This is a genomic window from Crateriforma conspicua (assembly GCF_007752935.1).
In the GTDB taxonomy this organism is placed as follows: Bacteria; Planctomycetota; Planctomycetia; order Pirellulales; family Pirellulaceae; genus Crateriforma; species Crateriforma conspicua.
In genome coordinates this window covers 1872778-1891079 of the sequence record NZ_CP036319.1, presented here as the reverse complement: position 1 = coordinate 1891079, position 18302 = coordinate 1872778, and the positions used below count along the sequence as shown (strand labels likewise).

Here is an 18302-nt window from a genome sequence, read left to right as displayed (position 1 = left end):
CCCCACCGCCGTGATGCTATGCAGGCACCGAGGCGTCCGAGCGAAGCTTCAGCACGTCCTGTTCATACTGCCGTACAACGTCCAACCACTGTCGACCGGCGGGAACATCGGAAACCTGACAATAGTGGTCCCAAACCGCCCCCAGCGGCATCATTTTCTGCTCCTCCATCAACGCCAACCGCGCGGTGAAGTCGCCCTCACGTTCCAACCGCTGCAACTGTTCGGTGGGTTCCAGCAAGGCCGCCAGCAGAGCTTTCAGGGCGTTGCGTGTACCGATGGTCCAAGCAGCCACTCGATTGATACTGGCGTCGAAGAAATCCAGACCGATGTGAACGCGATCCAAAAATCCGCCACGCACGATTTCTTGCATGATCGCCTGAAGTTCATCGGTGAAGGTCACCACATGATCGCTGTCCCAGCGCACACCGCGACTGACATGCAGCAACAATTCAGGCACGTACATCAGCACCGATGAAATCTTGTCGGAAATGACTTCGGTGGGATGAAAGTGCCCGGCGTCCAGGCAAAGCATCTGGTTTCGCGAAATCGCATAGCCCAAGTAGAACTCGTGCGATCCCACCACACAGCTTTCACTGCCGATGCCAAACAGCTTGCATTCCACCGCATCGATGGTGTGCGTCGGCGGCAATGAACCGCTAAAAATCTCGTCCAAGGAAGCCGCCAAGCGCTCACGCGGCGTCTTTCGATCCGCCGGCGTATCCTTGAACCCGTCGGGAACCCAAAAGTTGTCGATACAAGGCGAACCCTGGGCCGCCCCCATCGCCGCAGCGATCTTGCGACACGCGATCCCATGATCGATCCAGAATTGACGAATGCCCGGATCGCTATGTGCCAGGGTGAATCCGTCGGCGGCATGGGGATGCGAAAAGAAACTGGGGTTAAAATCCAGCGGGACGCCTTGGTCAACGGCCCACTGAATCCATCCTTGGAAGTGTTGCACATCGATGGCATCGCGATCCACGGGCGTATCAAACTCCCCATACATCGCATGCAGATTCAAACGATGATTTCCGGGAATCAACGAATACGCCATCTGCAAATCTTGACGCAGTTCATCCGGCGTTCGAGCCCGGCCCGGATAATTTCCGGTCACCGCCAAACCGTTGCCCAGCGACTGTGCATCGCCCTCGAATCCGCCGACGTCATCGCCCTGCCAACAGTGCAGCGAAATGGCGACGTCCCCGATTCGACGAATTGCGTCATCGGTGTCCACTCCGATCGCCGCGTATTGTTGTCGCGCCAATTCATACATGGCGTCAATTTTGCCAGAACGGCCCATCCCAAGATCCAATGTTTGCGAAGCGACGGAGTTGCTTTCTAAGTAAGTCTTGAAGTTACGCTTTTACCCTAGGCATTGGTTTTTCGGTAACCCGACGCGTGAGCGAGGAAAAATTGATGTTGACCTCGCCTCTCTCACGCTTCGGGTTACCAGATATTCGCAACATCAAAACCCACGCGCCGAGTTGCCATTCGTCGCAAAAACCCTGTCCGCCTGCTCAGGCTCACGACTCGAGAGCGGTGACCACACAGCGTAAATATCGCTCCGGCAAGTTTGCCTTGACAATCAAGCCAGGCAATAGCACGATAGTGCCACTCGCGTGTTAACAATCGCGACGCCAAAGGCCAAACGTCGGTGCCGTCAGCCCCAACGACCGGTGCCCATCCCCCGGAAGATTGCCCGTCTCCGCTGCCCGCTTTTCTTTTCCTGCCCTCCTTCCCCGCCGGTGACCACATCATGATTCGGCGTCTGAAAAAACAGGACTGGTTTCATCCCGATGGGTTTCCCATCGTGGTGGAACGCCGTGATCCACAAGAGCCGTTCGGGCTGCATTGCCACGAGTTTTCCGAGATCGTCATCATCACCGGCGGGCACGGTCGACACATCACCGGCGAAGACAGCTATGAATTGACCACCGGTGACACATTCGTCATCGGCGGCGACCGCCCCCACGACTATTTGAACATGGACCAACTGAGTCTGATCAACATTTTGTTTGATCCGGACGACCTGCCCATGTCACTGTGCGACCTGCAATCACTGCCCGGCTACCACGCGCTTTTCAATCTGGAACCGGCGTGGCGGAAACGTCACCAATTCACCAGCCGGTTACAATTGAATGCAGCGGAGATGGCCGAAGCGTTGCAGATTGTCGATGAAATCGACAAGGAATTGCAAAGTCGCGGTCCGGGCTTCGGCGTTATGGCGATGACACGAATGCTGCAGTTGATCACTTTCCTGGCCCGTTGTTACGGCCGTGCCCAATCGCCGGAAAGCAAACAACTGTATCGGCTGGCGGGATCAATCTCGCACATCGAACACAACTTTAACCAGCCGATTACCTTGGACGAATTGGTGCAGATGTCGGGCATGAGCCGTCGCAGCTTCATCCGAACGTTCGAAGACGCGATGGGAACATCACCGATCAACTATTTGATCCAGCGACGCCTGCGTGAAGCCTGTCACTTGCTCAAAAGCACCCACCGTTCGATCACGGACATCGCATTTGACGTCGGGTTTTCCGACAGTAATTATTTCAGCCGCCAGTTCCGAAACATGATCGGTCATTCGCCTCGCGAATACCGCAAGCCGTTCAAGGCCTGAAACAAAACACTCGGAAACAAGGCAGCCCACCATCGCTTGATCGGGATCAAGCTTCTTCTGCCCCGCGGTCACTCGTTCACCCGCATCAGCGTCCACGGGCGTCCGACCAAGGGTCGCGGAAATCCGCCGGATTAACACCGACGCACGGGGCGTGATTTACAATCGCTTTGCCGTCTGGTTGTCGCCACGGCTGTCCCCGCCGCGTCATTCCCGCCCCGCCATTGCTCTCAAACCCACCAGCCAAATCCATGCGCCGATTTGCTTTTGCCGCCAGCCTGGTCTGCATTGTCGTTTCCGCCGTGACTTGCATCGCCCAGACACCCACGTTTTCCGAATCGGATTGGCCGTGGTGGCGTGGTGAATCCCGGCAGGGCATTGCCGCAGCGAATCAAGATCCCCCCACCACGTGGAGCGAAACGGATGGCGTGATTTGGAAGACGCCCCTGGACGGACACGGCCACGGTTCTCCGATCCTGTTGGGCGACCGGATGTATCTGATTTCCGCCGATGAAGAACAGCGGACTCAGTGGCTGATCTGCCTGGACCGGCAAACCGGACAGGAACACTGGAAGACGGCCGTCCATCGCGGCGAGTTCTTTCGGGTCGGCGATCGTCAGCCCAACGAGAAGTCATCCTGGGCATCGTCGACACCGGCAACCGATGGCGAGCGTATCTTCGTCAACTTCTACAGCGACCGAGCCGTCCATACCAGCGCGGTCGACATGAAGGGCCAAATCCTGTGGCAACGTAAACTTTGCGATTACCAGATTCACCAAGGCTATGGTTCATCGCCGACCGTCTACCAAGACCTGGTGATCGCATCGGCCGATAACAAAGGCGGTGGATGTATTGTTGGCTTGGACCGCACGACCGGCGAAGTCGTTTGGCGACGCGATCGCCCGAAGAAACCGAACTACGCTTCGCCGATCATTCTGACGATGGATGGCAAAGACCAATTGATCATGATCGGATGCGACCTGGTCACCAGCCTCCATCCATCAACGGGCGAGGTGTTCTGGGAGACAGGCGGGGCAACCACGGAATGCGTGACGTCCACACCGACCGATGGCAAACACATCTTCACCAGCGGTGGGTATCCAAAGAAACACGTCGCCGCGGTGGCGGCCGACGGGTCCGGTGAAGTGGTGTGGGAAACCAACACAAGGGCCTACGTCCCGTCGATGCTGCAGCGTGACGGCTATCTATACCTGACGCTCGACGCCGGGGTTGCCATGTGCATCGAAGCGGCCAGTGGTGAAACGATGTGGAAAGCACGCTTGGGCGGCACCTTCACCGCGTCACCGGTCCTGGTCGGCGATCGGATCTATGCGACCAACGAATCCAGCGAAACGACCGTCTTCCGTGCCGATCCCGATGCGTTCGACTTGGTTGCTAAGAACCAGTTGAACGGAACCACCTTCGCCACGCCCGTCATTTGCGACGGACGTGTTTACATCCGCGTCGCCAAAATCGAAGACGACGCGAAACGCGACTTCCTTTATTGCATCGGCAATGGCGGATAAGTCGAATCTACTTTTGAATCGGAATCTCGGTGGTGATGGTCCGGCCGTTGCGTACCAGCTTCAAAGTAACGCGGTCACCGGGACGATGGTTGTCGTTGACGTGATTGAAAATGTCGGCTTCGCGACGAAAATCATTGCGTCCATCGTATTCGATCAGAATATCACCGACTTTCACTCCCGCTCGATGCGCCGCACCATGGGCACCATGCTTTCCGGCATTGGCAACGCGAAACGCCATCGGCTTTGTGCCATCCGACGTCGCGGCGTCGTCTTCGGGAATCAAACGCATTCCACCGCCCGCGATACGGCGCATCATCCACGATGAAATCCGCCAAGCCGGATCGTCCCAACGCCGCCAAGCTTTGGGCAAAGCCAACGACAATTCGACTTCTCGTTCGCCACGCCGCACCTGGAAATCGATGGAACCTCCATCGCCTGGCACTTGGTTCAATGCCCACTGAACGTCGGCCATCGACACGATCGGTTGTCCGTTCATCGCGGTCACGTCGTCCCCCACTTGAAACCCGACGGATTTCGCAACTGAATCATCGACCAACTGCTTGATTCGCGCCGGGTATCGGGGATCCAAGATCAAGCCGATGGATTTCGGATGGGGAAACGGATGCAACAGCTCCTCGGGGATCGGACGATCGCTTTGCCAATAGAAATCACGGCGGGCTTCGCCGATTTGATGGCAATGGATACAGCTATTGGCGACTTCGCCTTCATAGTCCAGACGATCGGGATGCTTGCGCAGGGTGGGATACTTTTCCGGTGATTCAAATTCCAAAGGTTGTCCACTCTTGCCGGCCAACGCGTCTCGGTTGGCCGGATAAGCGTCGTGCAGTTTCAGTCCCTCGCGGAGCGCCGCCGCCATCCCTTCCAGTGAAACATCCCCCAGCCATTCGGTGCGGTGTGATCGAGTTCCAAACCGGCCATACACGGTTTTGTCTGCATTGATCATGAAGACGGCGAACGACTGGTCGGTGTCGTACTGAAACACGTTCAGGTCCAAGCCGTTGGTTCCGACGATCCGGACACGAACGAATTGATCCAACAACGCTTTGATTTCTGGATCACTTTCGACCAAGTCATCGTCCAGCTTGACGCATTCCTCACAGGGCAGACACCGCAGAACGACCAAAATCGGTCGCCCCGTTTGCCGTGCTTGCTGAACCGCGGCGTCCAAATCGTTGTAGATCCAATACCCGGCAGCCAAGACACGTTCACGGTCATTGCGAACGATGGTTTCGCGGTCTTCTTTCGCCACGGCGGTCACCGCCGGCAACGAGACCAACGCCAGGGCGATCATCACAACAACAACTTTGGGCATGCTACGTCTCCTATCGAATTCTCTTGTCAATGGACCGGATCAAACGATCCGCGGTCCCGTCAACCGATCACCGGCATGCCCCGAAGCGTGTTGGTCGATCGGCCGACCGGTCGAGGATTGTAATGGATCCCAGGCCCGCCCATGCCATCGGTCATGAAAAGCGATTTGGGAACGCTCGACGCGTTCAGAAAGCAACCACCAACGGCCAGACGAATCCGAGCAAGCCGTCCGGATCGGTTCCCAGATGCCCAAGCCGACAATCAATGGCATCGGTACACAAATGCCAAAGGCACCCGAATCCGACCGCTTGAATCTTCCATACCGGCACCATCAGCAAGGCGATATAAACCATCGCCGCCCAGACGGTATGAAGCGGGTGGAATCCGATACTGCATCGACGGGGATCGAAAATGGGATCCGCCCACAGGTGATCCAAGTCGATCACGATGGTTGCCACCATCAGGCCACCAGCGGCCCGCCAATGACGCGGGAATAACAACATCGCAATTCCAAAGGGCACGACCAGATGATTTCCATAGTGAACGATCTGTCGCAAGATTTCTGGCATCGTGTTTGAATCGCCGCGTGGCGAACAGGAAGGGTCTGGTTTGCCGCAGTGTGGCGGAACGTTAAGCTGTTTCGCCATTGGTCCAAATGCCGACCAGCACGACAAGGCATCAACAAGAAACGCGGCTTAAAGGCCGTACCGGCTTCTGGCATAGGGGCCTGTCCTGGCGAAGCGTCCCAGCGTATCGCCATGCCCGTGGCTCTGAAATCCATTGCCTGCAAATCCGTGGCCCTGAATTGCACGGGTCCGCGAAACAGGGTGGTGATCCAAGCACGGCGTCGGGCACAATCAAAACAGTTCATCGGAAACACGGAACCGATGACGGCGCCCCGGCAGGGCAATTCCCGAACCAACGAGAAAATAGAACCATGGAACAAATGAAAGGCTTGTGGCGTGACACCAAGTTCGTCTGGCTGACGTTCTTGGCCGCCATCTTTTCATTCGCCTTGCTTGCGTCTTGGTTTTACCTGTTGCTATTGCCTTGTCTGCCCGTTTGCTTCGTCTACTTTGCCTTCATTCGCTACGATGAAGAGGGCAACGAGAAAGCCGACATCGGCTAGGTCCCCAGGTGAAACGGGGCCGCCCCCGGGTTTCCACGGTCTTCAAACCGGGCCGCCACCTGGCAACACATGTCGCTACGCAGGTTCGGGCAAGACCTTTCCCGTTCGCGCGTCCACACGATGCAGCCGTGTGACTTCGCCCGACGTCCCCCGGCTGCTTTTTAGCGAGACCAACCAATAGGGATCGTGAGCCACGTTGGCCGCGACCATTGCGCGACGCACCTCGGGATCGCGCACACCGGTTTCGCTGTACAGCTGCGCATGAAACTCTTGTTCGCGACGAATCCTTTCGTGGTCAAACAAGACGGCCGAACACTTTGTTCCCGGGGGAACATCGCCCAGGTGTTCGATGACAATCATGATGGCTGCTTTCTGATCGATTTCTTTCTCTTTCACCGTTTGATTCCCGTACGTGGACCTTGCCGCCGCTGTCCGTCTGTCGAATGCGTTGCGACCGAACGTCAACCGGATCGAATTGCCCGACCTTTGTACAGGCTATCGACAAGAACTGGCGATGCCGACGCCGGGGCCACGATCGCATGTTTCGTGAAAGCAGGTTCCGTTGGCGGTACAGTGAATGGTTGCCGGCCCCTTCCCCACAACAAGCGTTTTCGGTATCGGAGATCACCATGCAAGACCGACGACGATTCGTTCGCAATTCGATCGGTGCGGTCACGGGATCCGTCGCCAGCCTGGCCTGGCTACCGAAGCTGGCCGCCGACGATGTGGCGGTTGCCCCGGAACACGTTCGCTTTCATGACGATATCGAACCATTGGTCCGGCTGCTTGAAGACACACCGCGGCGCCAAATCGTCGATCAGGTTTTCGGCGAAATACGCCACGGCCGCAGCTATCAAGAACTCCTTGCCGCACTGTTCCTGGCCGGGATCCGAAACGTTCAACCGCGTCCGGCGGTCGGATTTAAATTCCACAGCGTGTTGGTCGTCTATTCGGCACACCAAGCATCCTTGGCCGCCGTCGACCAACATCGCTGGACGCCGCTGTTGTGGAGCATTGACTACTTCAAACGTGCCCAACAGTCCGATGTTCGCGAAGGCGACTGGACCATGGCCGCCGCGCCGTCATCCAACCTGCCCGATCCACAAAAAGCTTTACGATCGTTGGATGATGCATTGACGCGATGGGATGTCGAAGCTGCCGATGCGGCGGCCACCACTGTCGCGCGAACCGCATCAGCCGCCCAGATCCTGGACCTGCTATCCAAACATGCCGCTCGTGATTACCGCAGCATTGGTCACAAATCCATTTATCTGGCCAATGCCTTTCGGACGCTCGGTGTCATCGGCTGGCAACACGCTGAACCGGTCGTGCGTTCACTGTGCTATGCGATCCTGAATCATACGGGTGATCCGAACCCGGCAACAAGTGATTTGGAAGTCGATCGAGTCGGGCGATCCAACTGGAAGCTTGCCGATCAGTTCTCCGCTGGGTGGTTGTCATCCGAGCGAAAACCGATCGAATCGGCAACCGTTGCCAAGGAGTTACGAACGTCTTCACCGGAGCAGGCCAGCGAATTTGTTCTGCAACTGATTCAATCGGGTTGTCATCCCGACAGCGTGTACGACGGGATCATGGTCGCCGCGGCAGAAATGGTTTCTCGTCAAGCGGCCATCGTCCCGCTTCACGCCGTCACAACGTCCAACGCGATGCGTTTCCTGTATCGCACGGCGCATGACGACCGAACGCGAAAGTGGCTGTTGCTTCAAAACGCAGCATTCATTCCTCACTTTCGTCGTTCGGCCGAAGACCGTGGAAAGCTGAACGACACGGACCTGCTTCAACTCAGTCCGTCGGAAGATGACAGCACCGATTTGGATTCTGTATTCGATCTGGTTCGCAAGGATCGCCCCGAAGCCGCCCGAGCCGTTTTGAAGCTGGCGTCGCAGCCACAAGTGACGCATCGCCTGATCGGACAGGCACGCGAGCTGGTATTTCTGAAAGGCAACGACGCCCACGACTACAAATTCAGTTCGGCGGCACTGGAGGATTACCAGCAGATTGCCCCCATTTGGCGAGCCCGATATCTGGCCGGCTGCTCTTATCTGCTTCACGGCCGAAGCGAAAGAACGACGGACTTGGCAGAACGAGTGCTTCAGTTCGGATAAACGCAATCGCGACCATCACAAGCGACCGTCTCCGCAATCATCCCGCCTGATCCTCGGGGAGCACACGTTTGCACAAGTGCTTCAGCACCGCGGTTGTCATGGCAGTGCCGCCGCCCGGAAAAACGCGTGTCCCCCGGTTTGGCGACGCCCCCCCTGAAGTTCGATCAGCTTCACCGGGGTGTACAGCACGCATCAACAGCCCCTCGTTTTCAATTTGCGCGTTGTTTTCTGACTTGCCGTCCCCGGAAAATGACACGATGTCAGCAAGAAAGCTTCACCGGTCTTTCGTCTCGCAAATTCCCGCTGCGCAGCGTCCGTTGACCAAGGCGGAACGAACGCGTGTGGAGATCTTGGAGGCGGCTGTCGAATTCCTGTGGACGCATCGTTTTCGCGACCTAACGATCGCCAAATTAATGAACAACACAAGCGCCGGAAGATCGGCGTTCTATCAGTACTTTGGCGACCTTTACGAACTGGCGGAAACCCTGCTTCGCGGGTTGGAGGCTGACATTTTTGGCGTGGCCCGACCATGGTTGGAAGGTGACGGCGATCCGGTCGTCCTGCTGGAAACATCGCTCTCCGGACTGGTGGACGTCACCTACGACCGTGGCCCCATTTTGAAAGCGGTGTCCGATGCATCCCGCAGTGATGACCGATTGGAAAAGGAATGGAATCGTTTTCTAGCTCACTTCGACGATGCGGTCACCAAACGTATTGAGCAGCATCAACGTGATGGCTTGATCGTACCGTTCGAAGCACGCCCGATTGCGATGGCGTTGAATCGTATGGACGCGAGCCTGTTGATCCAAGCGTTCGGCAGCCGACCGCGCAGTCAACCCGAACCGATTCGCAAAGCCATCATTCGAATCTGGCAATCCACGCTGTACTTGCAGGTGCCCACATCTGCAGGTGAGTGAAAAACTGATCAATCTCCTCCGATCCCGACAATGACCTTCATGAGAACCCTAGGAATCCTGGTCGCCATTGCTTTGACGACGACCGACGCACAATCGCAAACCATCCCTGTCAACGCGGACAACTTTGCCCAAGCGGAAACCGCATGGAACTTCAATCGCTGGGCCAAACTGGGCTGTGACGAAAAAATCGTGCACCTGCGAAACGTGGCCCCCACTGGTCCCAAAGCACCCACGGTTCGCATGAACTGGGACACGTTGTACTCCGTCCGCATCGTCAGAGTCCCCGACACGAAAACATTCTCGATCCACTTACCCAAAAGCGAACTGTACATGGCGGCCCACGTCATCGACGAAGACGGCTTTGCCCCCTATTACCTGATCGAGAAGGGGAAAACACACCAAGTCCAAGTCAACACGGACTATGCGTTGATCATCTTTCGCACCGAGATCATCGATCGAAAGTCAGACGAGTCGTTGGTTCGGACACATGATTCGCAAGACAAGATTCGGGTCACCGGAATCAGCGATGAACGATACCAGACGCCTGAATTCGACCAACAGCAGCTGGAAGAGCTTCGAAGCGAATACAAGCAGGAATTCCTTTCGAAAGGCGTCAATTTCACTTACGCCAAAGGCCCCGGCCGTCAGGATCAGCACCTGCTGAACCTATCCCATGCCGCGGGTTGGGGCGGCATGGAACCCGAGCTTAACGTATCGAATGCATATTTCAGTTCCGACGCGATGTCCGGCGACGTTGCCAGATCGATCACGTTTGACGACCCTAAAAACAAGTTCTTCACCTCGTTCACTCTTTATGACGCGAACGGCTACTTGATGGACGGCGAAACCCACATCAATAGCAAGATGTGGATCCCCAACGATGATGGCACCATCACCATCCACTTCAATGCGGGCGATGATGCAATCAACAACCTTTCGTCACACGGGCAACCATTCAATTACACGGTTCGCAATTATGGTGTCAGCCAACTCGTCTTGGATGGGTCATGGCGGCCGCTTGAACCACAGCCATGTCAATAGGTGACGCTCTTTTCACAATCCACCAACCATGAAACGTCCAATGAAAATCAATCTTACGATCCTTTTACTGACAGTCGCATGGATCGCATCCGCTTCCGCGGAGCCTCCCAAGATGAAGATGACCACGGATATTCCCGCTGGAATCGCAACACCCGATAAATTGCAAACGAGTATCGGGACGCTGACGTCCTTTGACGGCGTCCCTGACGACGAAACGACCCGAATGGTCTATGACAACTTGGCGTTACAACGTGCCCAACACGCGTACCTTTCGTCGATCCAGATTTCGTCCATGTATGCGATGGAACAGGGATTGCGGAAATTTGGGCCGCCCAACACGACGGCCTTGCTGTTCGAAGACCTGATGGATTCCAAGGCGTTGTGGCTGACCCCCAACACCGTATCGGTCTACATGGCAACGTGGATGGAAATGGATGATGAGCCCATGGTGTTGGAAACGCCACCAAACGTGCTGGGCTTCATCAACGACGCTTGGTTCCAATACGTCGTGGACTTTGGAAACGCGGGCCCCGACAAAGGTAAGGGAGGCAAATTCCTGATCGTCCCCCACGACTATGACGGCGATATTCCGGCGGGATATCACGTCGCGAAGACGTTCACCAAGGGGCACTGGGTCGTCTGGCGCGGCTTTCAAGTGGATGGTTCCACCAAGCCCGCGGTCGACGCGACCAAAGAAACCTTTCGAATCTATCCTTTGTCAAAAATGGATGATCCGCCCGAAATGAACTTCATCAACGTCTCGGGGATCCCACACTACACGATTCACCGGATGGACTTCGGTTTTTGGGAAGAATTGAATCAACAGATCCAGGATGAGAACATCGCCGGTCTGGATCCCGATATTCGCGGATTATTGGCAACGATCGGTATTGAAAAAGGAAAAGCGTTCGCGCCGGACGCGCGGATGAAGAAAATCTTGACCGACGCCGCCGCGATCGCATCGGTGACTGCACGAGCGCTTACCGCCCGCCCCCAGGACCAGCGACACTACCTTTACCCGGGACAACGCGTGTGGACCAACCCCTTCATTGATGGACGGTACGACTTTTTGATGGACGGCCAGCGTCTGTTTGATTCACGCGTTTACATGCACTTTTACGCAACGGGAATCACACCGGCGATGTCGGCCAAAAATGTCGGAAAAGGGTCTCAATACGCCATTGCCTACTTGGATTCCAAGGGCCAATCGTTGGACGGAAGCAAGACGTACAAGATTCATCTGCCGAAGGATGTCCCGGCGAAAGACTTCTGGTCCTTCACGCTGTACGACAACCAAACCCGTTCAATGTTGCAGACCGACGAACGTTTCCCCGGTCTCAGCAGCGTGGACCAAACGCCCCCGGTACCAAACGATGACGGGTCGTACGACGTCTATTTTGGCCCCGAGCCCCCGCAAGGAGCCGAAAACAACTGGATTCAAACGGTTCCGGGCAAAGGCTGGAATACGATCTTTCGTCTGTATGGGCCGCTCGAAAGTTTCTATGATCAAACATGGAAACCGGGTGACCCTGAACTGGTCGATTGAGAGTGCGCACCGTTTCGACCGTCGTCGTTCGGACAGCCCACGACGATCCTCGTTGGTATTCACCTCACGCGGTCATCTGTCGTGTGGCTGTCGGTGTCCGTTCGGGTTGCCGCCGGTGTGTCGTTGCAATGCGACGACGCTGATTCCCGAACGACTCTTTGTCGATTCCGCGCCAGACTGATCGAGACATTGGATTGAGCTCTGAAGACCGCCCGTCACCGAAAATTTTGGTCGACGCAGACGCATGCCCCCTTGCGATCAAAGACATCGTTTATCGGACGGCGAAGCGACGTGAAATCGAAGCCATTGTCGTTGCGAATCAGCCGATCGCGGTGCCGGATTCGCCGTGGGTTCGTCGCGTTGTCGTCAGCAGCGGTGCGGACCAAGCCGATCACGCGATCGTTAAGATGGCCAACCAAGGAGACATTGTGATCGCAGACGACATTCCCTTGGCGGCACGCGTGGTACAAAAAGGCGGGCTGGTGGTCGGAAGTCGCGGCGACAAATACGACGAAAAAAACATTCACAGCCGCCTGGCGACACGCGACCTGATGGAACAACTTCGTTCGGCCGGCGTGGAAACCGAAGGGCCCAAACCGTTGAAGCCAAAGGACGTCCAGGCGTTCGCCAATCAATTGGACCGAGTGCTGACCCGGCGACTGAAAAACGCGTCTGGCGAAGCGTGATACGACGAATCGATCCCCTGATCGCCTTCGACGGTCTGGCGGTCCGGTCGTCTAGTAGATCGACGGAACGAAGACTTCTTTTGGCATGGGATTGCGTTGGTAGTCGTCGCTGCGACGCCGTTCGGGAAGTTCGACCGAATCTTGTTCAACGTCCTGATAAGGAATTTGCTGCAACAGATGGTGAATGCAATTCAAACGGGCTCGCTTCTTGTTGTTGCCGTCCACGATCCACCACGGCGCCCCCTCCAAGTTGGTCTTTTCCAACATGATTTCTTTGGCGACGGTGTAATGTTCCCATCGACGGCGTGATTCCAAGTCCATCGGACTCAGCTTCCACTGCTTCAGCGGATCATCGATGCGGCACTGAAATCGAAACGCCTGTTCTTCGTCGGAGATCGAAAACCAATACTTCAACAAGTGCGTTCCCGACGAGACGATCATCCGTTCGAAATCCGGGACAGTTCGGAAGAATTCCTGATACTCTTCTTCGGTGCAAAACCCCATGACCCGTTCGACACCGGCGCGGTTGTACCAACTGCGGTCGAACAGCACGATTTCGCCGCCTGCGGGAAGATGCGGTACATAGCGTTGAAAGTACCACTGGGTTTTTTCGCGCTCGTTGGGTGCCGGCAACGCGGCGACGCGACAGACACGCGGGTTCAGTCGCTGGGTGATGCGTTTGATCACGCCGCCTTTTCCCGCCGCGTCGCGGCCTTCGAAGATGACGGCAATCTTTGATTTCGTGGCGACCACCCATTCCTGCAACTTGACCAACTCGATCTGCAGTCGCAGCAGGTGGCGAAAATACTGCGTGCGTGTCAGCTTCGGTTGCCTGCCATCGTCGTTGCGTTTCTCCTCGGTCTGATCAAGCAGCAGATCACGCAGTTCGGCTTCGACTTCTTCGTCGATCGAATCCAGCACTTCCTCGCGGATACGTTGATAGTCGTCCATCGCAATTTTCGTCATGTCGCCGTCGGCGGTTTGCTTAGATCAGCCCTTGGATCGGTATTCGGCCAACAGCACCGCAAGGAATTCTTTGATCGTATTCAGTGACAGTTCGGCACCGCGCATGTGTTCTTCCAAATGGTCGATTTGAATCTGCTGGGCCTGACTCTCACGACGCTCCAGTTCGGATTCCAGTTCGCCCAGGGTTTTTTCGGTATCGGCGATCAGCCTGCGAATGCTGTGCGTCGAAATCTTCTTGATGTCCGTCACGGTAATCTCCTAAACGATGCTGGAAACACCGAGGCAGATCCCCGGAATGATAAAGAAGACGCCCAAAATATACGCCAGCGCAACGAACTTGTTCTCGGCCGCGGTCACCCCCAACCATTCCGCCGCGCGAACCGGCATGAATCGAAGCAGGGGAATCCCGTAAATGATCAGCACGCCCAAAACGTTGTACGTCAAGTGAATGAAAGCGATCTGAAGAGCCGCATTGGCATTGCCATCGACGGCCGTCGCCGCCAGCAATGCCGTGATGCAAGTTCCGATATTCGCACCAAGAGTGAACGGATAAATCTGTTTCAGACCAAAGGCTCCTGATCCAGCCAGCGGCACCATCAACGACGTGGTGGTGGATGATGACTGGACGAAAACAGTGACGATGGTTCCGGAAACGATACCCGATATTGGCCCTTTGCCGATCGCGGCGTGCATGATCTCCTTGGCTTTGCCCACCATCAATTGCTTCAATAGTTTGCCGACGTAATGGATGGTGATAAAAATCAATACCACTCCGCCGACAATCAACAGAACACCGCCGACTTGGTCCCCCAGTTCCAATGCGTAATGCTTGGCATTTCCGACCACGGGTTTGGTCGCGGCTTTCACAAAATTCAAATTGCCCATCGACGCATTTTCAACGACAAACAGGCCAGCCAAAGCACCACCGATCTTTTCAAGAAATCCGAAAGCCATCTCCAAAGGCAGGAAAATGACCACCGAAAGTAAGTTGAAAAAGTCGTGAACCGTCGCCGCAGAAAACGCGCGAGCGAATTCCTTCTTTTCGCGAACGTGGCCCAGCGAAACGATGGTGTTGGTGATCGAAGTTCCGATGTTTGCTCCCATCACCATCGGTACCGCAACAGAAACCGGCAGCCCGCCGGCCACCAATCCGACGATGATCGATGTCACCGTCGATGACGATTGAATCAACGCGGTCGCAACGGTCCCCACCACCAAGCCCGCGAATGGATTGGTGGCGAAGGCAAACATTTCTTTGGCTTCATCGCCGGTGGCGGCTTTAAACCCCGAGCCGATCAGACCGACGGCGCACACCAGGAAATAGACCAACATCGCCACGGCCAGCCACTGGATCATATTGGACTTTGACGATGTGGCTTCCAGCATTTGCGGATCGGGTTCCAGCAACGAATCGCCCACGATTTCGTCGCCTTTCACGCCCGTCGCTGCCGTGGCGTCGCTCATGATTTTTCTCAATAGATTCGCATCGAAAAGATAGATCGGTGGCCCCATGCGACGCTTTGAAAGTAGCACCTGTCAGAGGGATGTCGTCACCTAACCACACGTCGGGCTCAGCCTGAGCATTCGGGTCGGATTTGCCTAGACATCCCGCCACCGATTCGCCGAATCTTAACAAACCACAAACGGATCGGGCGACTTATGGGGTGCGACAGCCCTGACGTTGCCCACCTGCGGCCGACCAAGACCTCGTTTTCGTTTGCCAGCCGGCCGTCCGCATGCCGTTACGATTCCGTCGCATCACGGTTGCCCATCCTCGCCGGTGGACTGGTCGCTTCAACGGCCACCAAGTTTTCCAAGATTCGATAGCGGTGTGGGGCTCCTTCGGGCACCATCCAGGAATCGCCACCTTGCAGCGTGGCGGTTTCGCCATCCAAATCAATCTCCAACCGGCCTTGGATCACATAGCCGACGGTCTCGTATTTCCGCGTCCGCATGTCGGCCCAGTCACAGGGCGATGCTTCCCAGCGTCGCATCGCGACTTGTTTGCCGGTTGCCAAATAGTCTTGCCCCATATCACCGGTCGGTGCGGTTTCGTTGGGAGTGACTTGTGGAATATCCATCAGCGTTTGCTTTCACTTTCAAAGGGTCGTCTTGGTTGTGACGGTACGTTTCGGTCACCACGTCTTCGCCCCAACGGTGTTGCAAACGCTGGGCCCTATCAGCGTTCCCAAAGAAAACGCTTGGGCATCGTACGGTACCTTTGAAACGTCGTGTGCTTCACCGAGTCGTTGTTTTTTCCGGCATGCGTGTCCTTGCGTGGGGCGATTGGGTTGACGGGATCGGCAGAGACACTGGTCGGTCGTCGCGCAACCGCGCCGACGGCACAGGGTTTGCGAAGCAATCGATGCCCCGCTGATCACCAAAACTTTCCTCACGCCCCTTTACACGGCCAAAGCCCACGCATGGCAAAAGCGAAATCGGACATTGCGACCATTGCCGCAGTCGCCCAGTTGCTGGGCGTCGTGGTCGCCGTGGCAGCTTTGTTCTTTGCCCGCGAAGTCTTCATTCCGCTTGCCCTTGGGTTGCTGCTTTCGTTCCTGCTCAGCCCCATCGTCGACCGACTGCATCGCTGGGGCGTTCCCAATATCGCCGCGGTCGTTGCGACAGCCGTCCTGGCATTCCTGTTCTTGGCGGGGCTGTTCAGTTTGCTCGGTCGCGAACTGACCACCTTGGTCGGTCAGCTGCCGGAATACCGCCATGAGTTGATTGACAAAGCTCGCGGCTTTGCCGGCTTAACCGGCGGTGTGGGCGGTTCGTTGGATGAATTGGCGGAAGATGTCAGCGAGGCGATCGAAGAGGGCACCGAACTGGAACCGGGCGAAGCCAACGACGCGGAAGATCCAAACGCGGAACAAGCGTCGTCCCCGACTCTGTTTCAAAAGTGGACCGACCGCCTGCTGCCGGAACCATTGACCAACGAAAAGCCAGACAACGATGGTTCGTCCTTGAAGCGGCCACTGTATGTCAAAACGGTTCAGCCTAACGCGCCCCTGGCATCTTGGGCGACGACCGCGGGTACCGTTCTAGGCCCATTGGCGACCGCGGGGCTGGTCAGCGTGTTTGCATTGTTCCTGTTGATTTATCGTGACGACTTGCGAGACCGAATCATCGCGGTGGTCAGCCACGGCGACTATGTGACCACCACCGAAGCGATGAATGAAGCGGGGCAACGAATCAGCCGCTACTTGATCGCGCAAACGATGATCAACACGGTTTATGGAATCCTGTTAGCCGTCGGGCTGTCGTTGATCGGCGCGTTGATGACCGACGATGGTTTTCCTAACGCGGTATTGTGGGGCGTCCTTGCCATCTTTTTACGCTACATACCCTATCTGGGTCCCACGGCCGCCGCGATATTTCCATCGGCCATCGCGTTGGCGGTGTTCCCAGGTTACAGCGTTTTTCTGACCGTGGTCGTGCTGATCGCCACCATGGAACTGATCTGCAACAACATCGTCGAACCATGGTTGTACGGCAGCAGCACGGGAATATCTGCCATCGCCGTGATCACGGCCGCGGTTTTCTGGGGCTGGTTGTGGGGCCCCGTCGGACTGCTGCTGTCCACGCCCCTGACGGTCTGTCTGGTGGTCGCGGGCCGGTACGTGCCAAGCTTTCGTATTCTGACAACTCTGCTGGGCGAAGACGTTCAAATCAAACCGGGGATGAGGTTTTATCAACGTCTGTTGGCCGGCGATGAATTACGCGCCAGTGAACTACTGCGCGAGCATATTGAATCCCAGGGATTTCCCGCCACGTGCGACGATGTCATTGTGCCGGCACTGAAACGAATTCGACTGGACCAAGATGCCGACCATTTGAACGAGGCAGATGCGAATCGCTTGTTCGCACTGGCGGGTGGCTTGATTGCCGATTGCAAATCCATGACAGGCGATCCGGCAGATGAAGCGGATGCATCATCGGACGACGCACCGAGGCTTCCCACGATGATCGGCTGCACGTCGCATCACTTCAGCGAAACTTTGGTTTTGAATCTTTTGCGAATCGGCGGCGTCGGTACTTTTCATTTGGACGTGATCGATGACGACGTGATGCCAGACGACGCAGGACGCATCATCACAGATCAAGATCCGCCCATGGTGGTAATCGCCGTGCTTCCCAAAGGTGGCTTTCCACAAACACGTTACCTTTGCCAGGCGATCCGTGATGAAGGCTACACCGGTCCCATCATCGTATCAGCGTTGGGGCGATTCAAAAATTACGATCGACTGTTCGTCGGGCTGCGAAAGGCGGGCGCGACTTACATGACAACGTCATTCACCCAAACGCAAAACAAAATCGAAAGCCTTTTCAGGCGACACGCTCGGTCGGCCCCCATCGCGCCATCGGTCGCTGCCGCCGAACCGTCGCCATGAATGCACCATCCTCAACAGG

The 18302-nt window shown here is 56.3% G+C and carries 17 protein-coding genes; 9 read left to right on the top strand and 8 right to left on the bottom strand.

What is annotated here, in order from left to right; all coding sequences use genetic code 11:
* Positions 1–16: 16 nt before the first annotated feature.
* Positions 17–1300 (bottom strand): L-rhamnose isomerase, encoded by a 1284-nt coding sequence (locus Mal65_RS07150; protein WP_145295337.1) that lies wholly within the window; start codon positions 1298–1300, stop codon positions 17–19.
* Positions 1301–1756: 456 nt separating this feature from the next.
* On the opposite strand from Mal65_RS07150, the gene Mal65_RS07145 reads away from it, so the two are divergent.
* Positions 1757–2623 carry a helix-turn-helix domain-containing protein gene (locus Mal65_RS07145; RefSeq protein ID WP_145295335.1) on the top strand — a complete coding sequence of 289 codons (867 nt, stop codon included), beginning with the start codon at positions 1757–1759 and terminating at the stop codon, positions 2621–2623.
* A gap of 248 nt (positions 2624–2871) precedes the next feature.
* Entirely contained in the window at positions 2872–4146 is a 1275-nt protein-coding gene (locus Mal65_RS07140; RefSeq protein WP_145295332.1) for a BamB-related PQQ repeat family beta-propellar protein, read from the top strand.
* 7 nt (positions 4147–4153) lie between these two features.
* On the opposite strand, the gene Mal65_RS07135 is transcribed toward Mal65_RS07140, so the two are convergent.
* Together Mal65_RS07135 and Mal65_RS07130 are read right to left on the bottom strand one after the other, a co-directional pair.
* The gene (locus tag Mal65_RS07135; RefSeq protein ID WP_145295329.1) at positions 4154–5479 is read right to left on the bottom strand and encodes a Trx7/PDZ domain-containing (seleno)protein; all 1326 of its coding nucleotides are present in this window, start codon (positions 5477–5479) and stop codon (positions 4154–4156) included.
* A gap of 184 nt (positions 5480–5663) precedes the next feature.
* Positions 5664–6047, bottom strand: coding sequence for a DUF6122 family protein (locus Mal65_RS07130; protein WP_145295327.1), 384 nt, complete (start codon positions 6045–6047; stop codon positions 5664–5666).
* Positions 6048–6415: 368 nt separating this feature from the next.
* Here Mal65_RS07130 and Mal65_RS07125 point away from each other — a divergent pair, with 368 nt between their 5' ends.
* The gene (locus Mal65_RS07125; RefSeq protein WP_145295324.1) at positions 6416–6607 is read left to right on the top strand and encodes a hypothetical protein; all 192 of its coding nucleotides are present in this window, start codon (positions 6416–6418) and stop codon (positions 6605–6607) included.
* Positions 6608–6682: 75 nt separating this feature from the next.
* Here Mal65_RS07125 and Mal65_RS07120 read toward each other — a convergent pair whose 3' ends face one another.
* Positions 6683–7003, bottom strand: coding sequence for a hypothetical protein (locus Mal65_RS07120; protein ID WP_145295321.1), 321 nt, complete (start codon positions 7001–7003; stop codon positions 6683–6685).
* Positions 7004–7236: 233 nt separating this feature from the next.
* On the opposite strand from Mal65_RS07120, the gene Mal65_RS07115 reads away from it, so the two are divergent.
* From Mal65_RS07115 to Mal65_RS07095, 5 genes are all read left to right on the top strand, one after another.
* On the top strand, positions 7237–8733 hold the full coding sequence (locus Mal65_RS07115) for a hypothetical protein (protein WP_145304753.1): 1497 nt from the start codon (positions 7237–7239) through the stop codon (positions 8731–8733).
* Positions 8734–8990: 257 nt separating this feature from the next.
* A complete protein-coding gene (locus Mal65_RS07110) occupies positions 8991–9650 on the top strand; it encodes a TetR/AcrR family transcriptional regulator (protein ID WP_165701121.1) in 660 nt (219 codons plus the stop codon).
* Between the two features lie 39 nt (positions 9651–9689).
* Complete coding sequence (locus Mal65_RS07105) at positions 9690–10691, top strand: DUF1254 domain-containing protein (protein WP_145295316.1); 1002 nt, start codon at positions 9690–9692, stop codon at positions 10689–10691.
* 40 nt (positions 10692–10731) lie between these two features.
* A complete protein-coding gene (locus Mal65_RS07100; protein ID WP_145295313.1) occupies positions 10732–12237 on the top strand; it encodes a DUF1254 domain-containing protein in 1506 nt (501 codons plus the stop codon).
* Between the two features lie 194 nt (positions 12238–12431).
* Positions 12432–12923: a YaiI/YqxD family protein gene (locus Mal65_RS07095; protein ID WP_145295311.1), complete on the top strand. Its 492-nt coding sequence runs from the start codon at positions 12432–12434 to the stop codon at positions 12921–12923.
* Positions 12924–12974: 51 nt separating this feature from the next.
* Here Mal65_RS07095 and ppk2 read toward each other — a convergent pair whose 3' ends face one another.
* The 4 genes from ppk2 to Mal65_RS07075 all read right to left on the bottom strand — a co-directional run bounded on the left by ppk2 (position 12975) and on the right by Mal65_RS07075 (position 15970).
* Positions 12975–13874 carry a polyphosphate kinase 2 gene (gene ppk2, locus Mal65_RS07090; RefSeq protein ID WP_145304752.1) on the bottom strand — a complete coding sequence of 300 codons (900 nt, stop codon included), beginning with the start codon at positions 13872–13874 and terminating at the stop codon, positions 12975–12977.
* A 39-nt stretch (positions 13875–13913) separates the two neighbouring features.
* Positions 13914–14138, bottom strand: a complete 225-nt coding sequence (locus Mal65_RS07085) for a hypothetical protein (protein ID WP_145295308.1) — start codon at positions 14136–14138, stop codon at positions 13914–13916.
* Between the two features lie 9 nt (positions 14139–14147).
* On the bottom strand, positions 14148–15275 hold the full coding sequence (locus Mal65_RS07080; RefSeq protein ID WP_145304751.1) for a Na/Pi symporter: 1128 nt from the start codon (positions 15273–15275) through the stop codon (positions 14148–14150).
* A 356-nt stretch (positions 15276–15631) separates the two neighbouring features.
* Positions 15632–15970: a cupin domain-containing protein gene (locus Mal65_RS07075; protein ID WP_145295305.1), complete on the bottom strand. Its 339-nt coding sequence runs from the start codon at positions 15968–15970 to the stop codon at positions 15632–15634.
* Between the two features lie 342 nt (positions 15971–16312).
* On the opposite strand from Mal65_RS07075, the gene Mal65_RS07070 reads away from it, so the two are divergent.
* Positions 16313–18283 carry an AI-2E family transporter gene (locus Mal65_RS07070; protein WP_145295302.1) on the top strand — a complete coding sequence of 657 codons (1971 nt, stop codon included), beginning with the start codon at positions 16313–16315 and terminating at the stop codon, positions 18281–18283.
* Positions 18284–18302 lie beyond the last annotated feature (19 nt).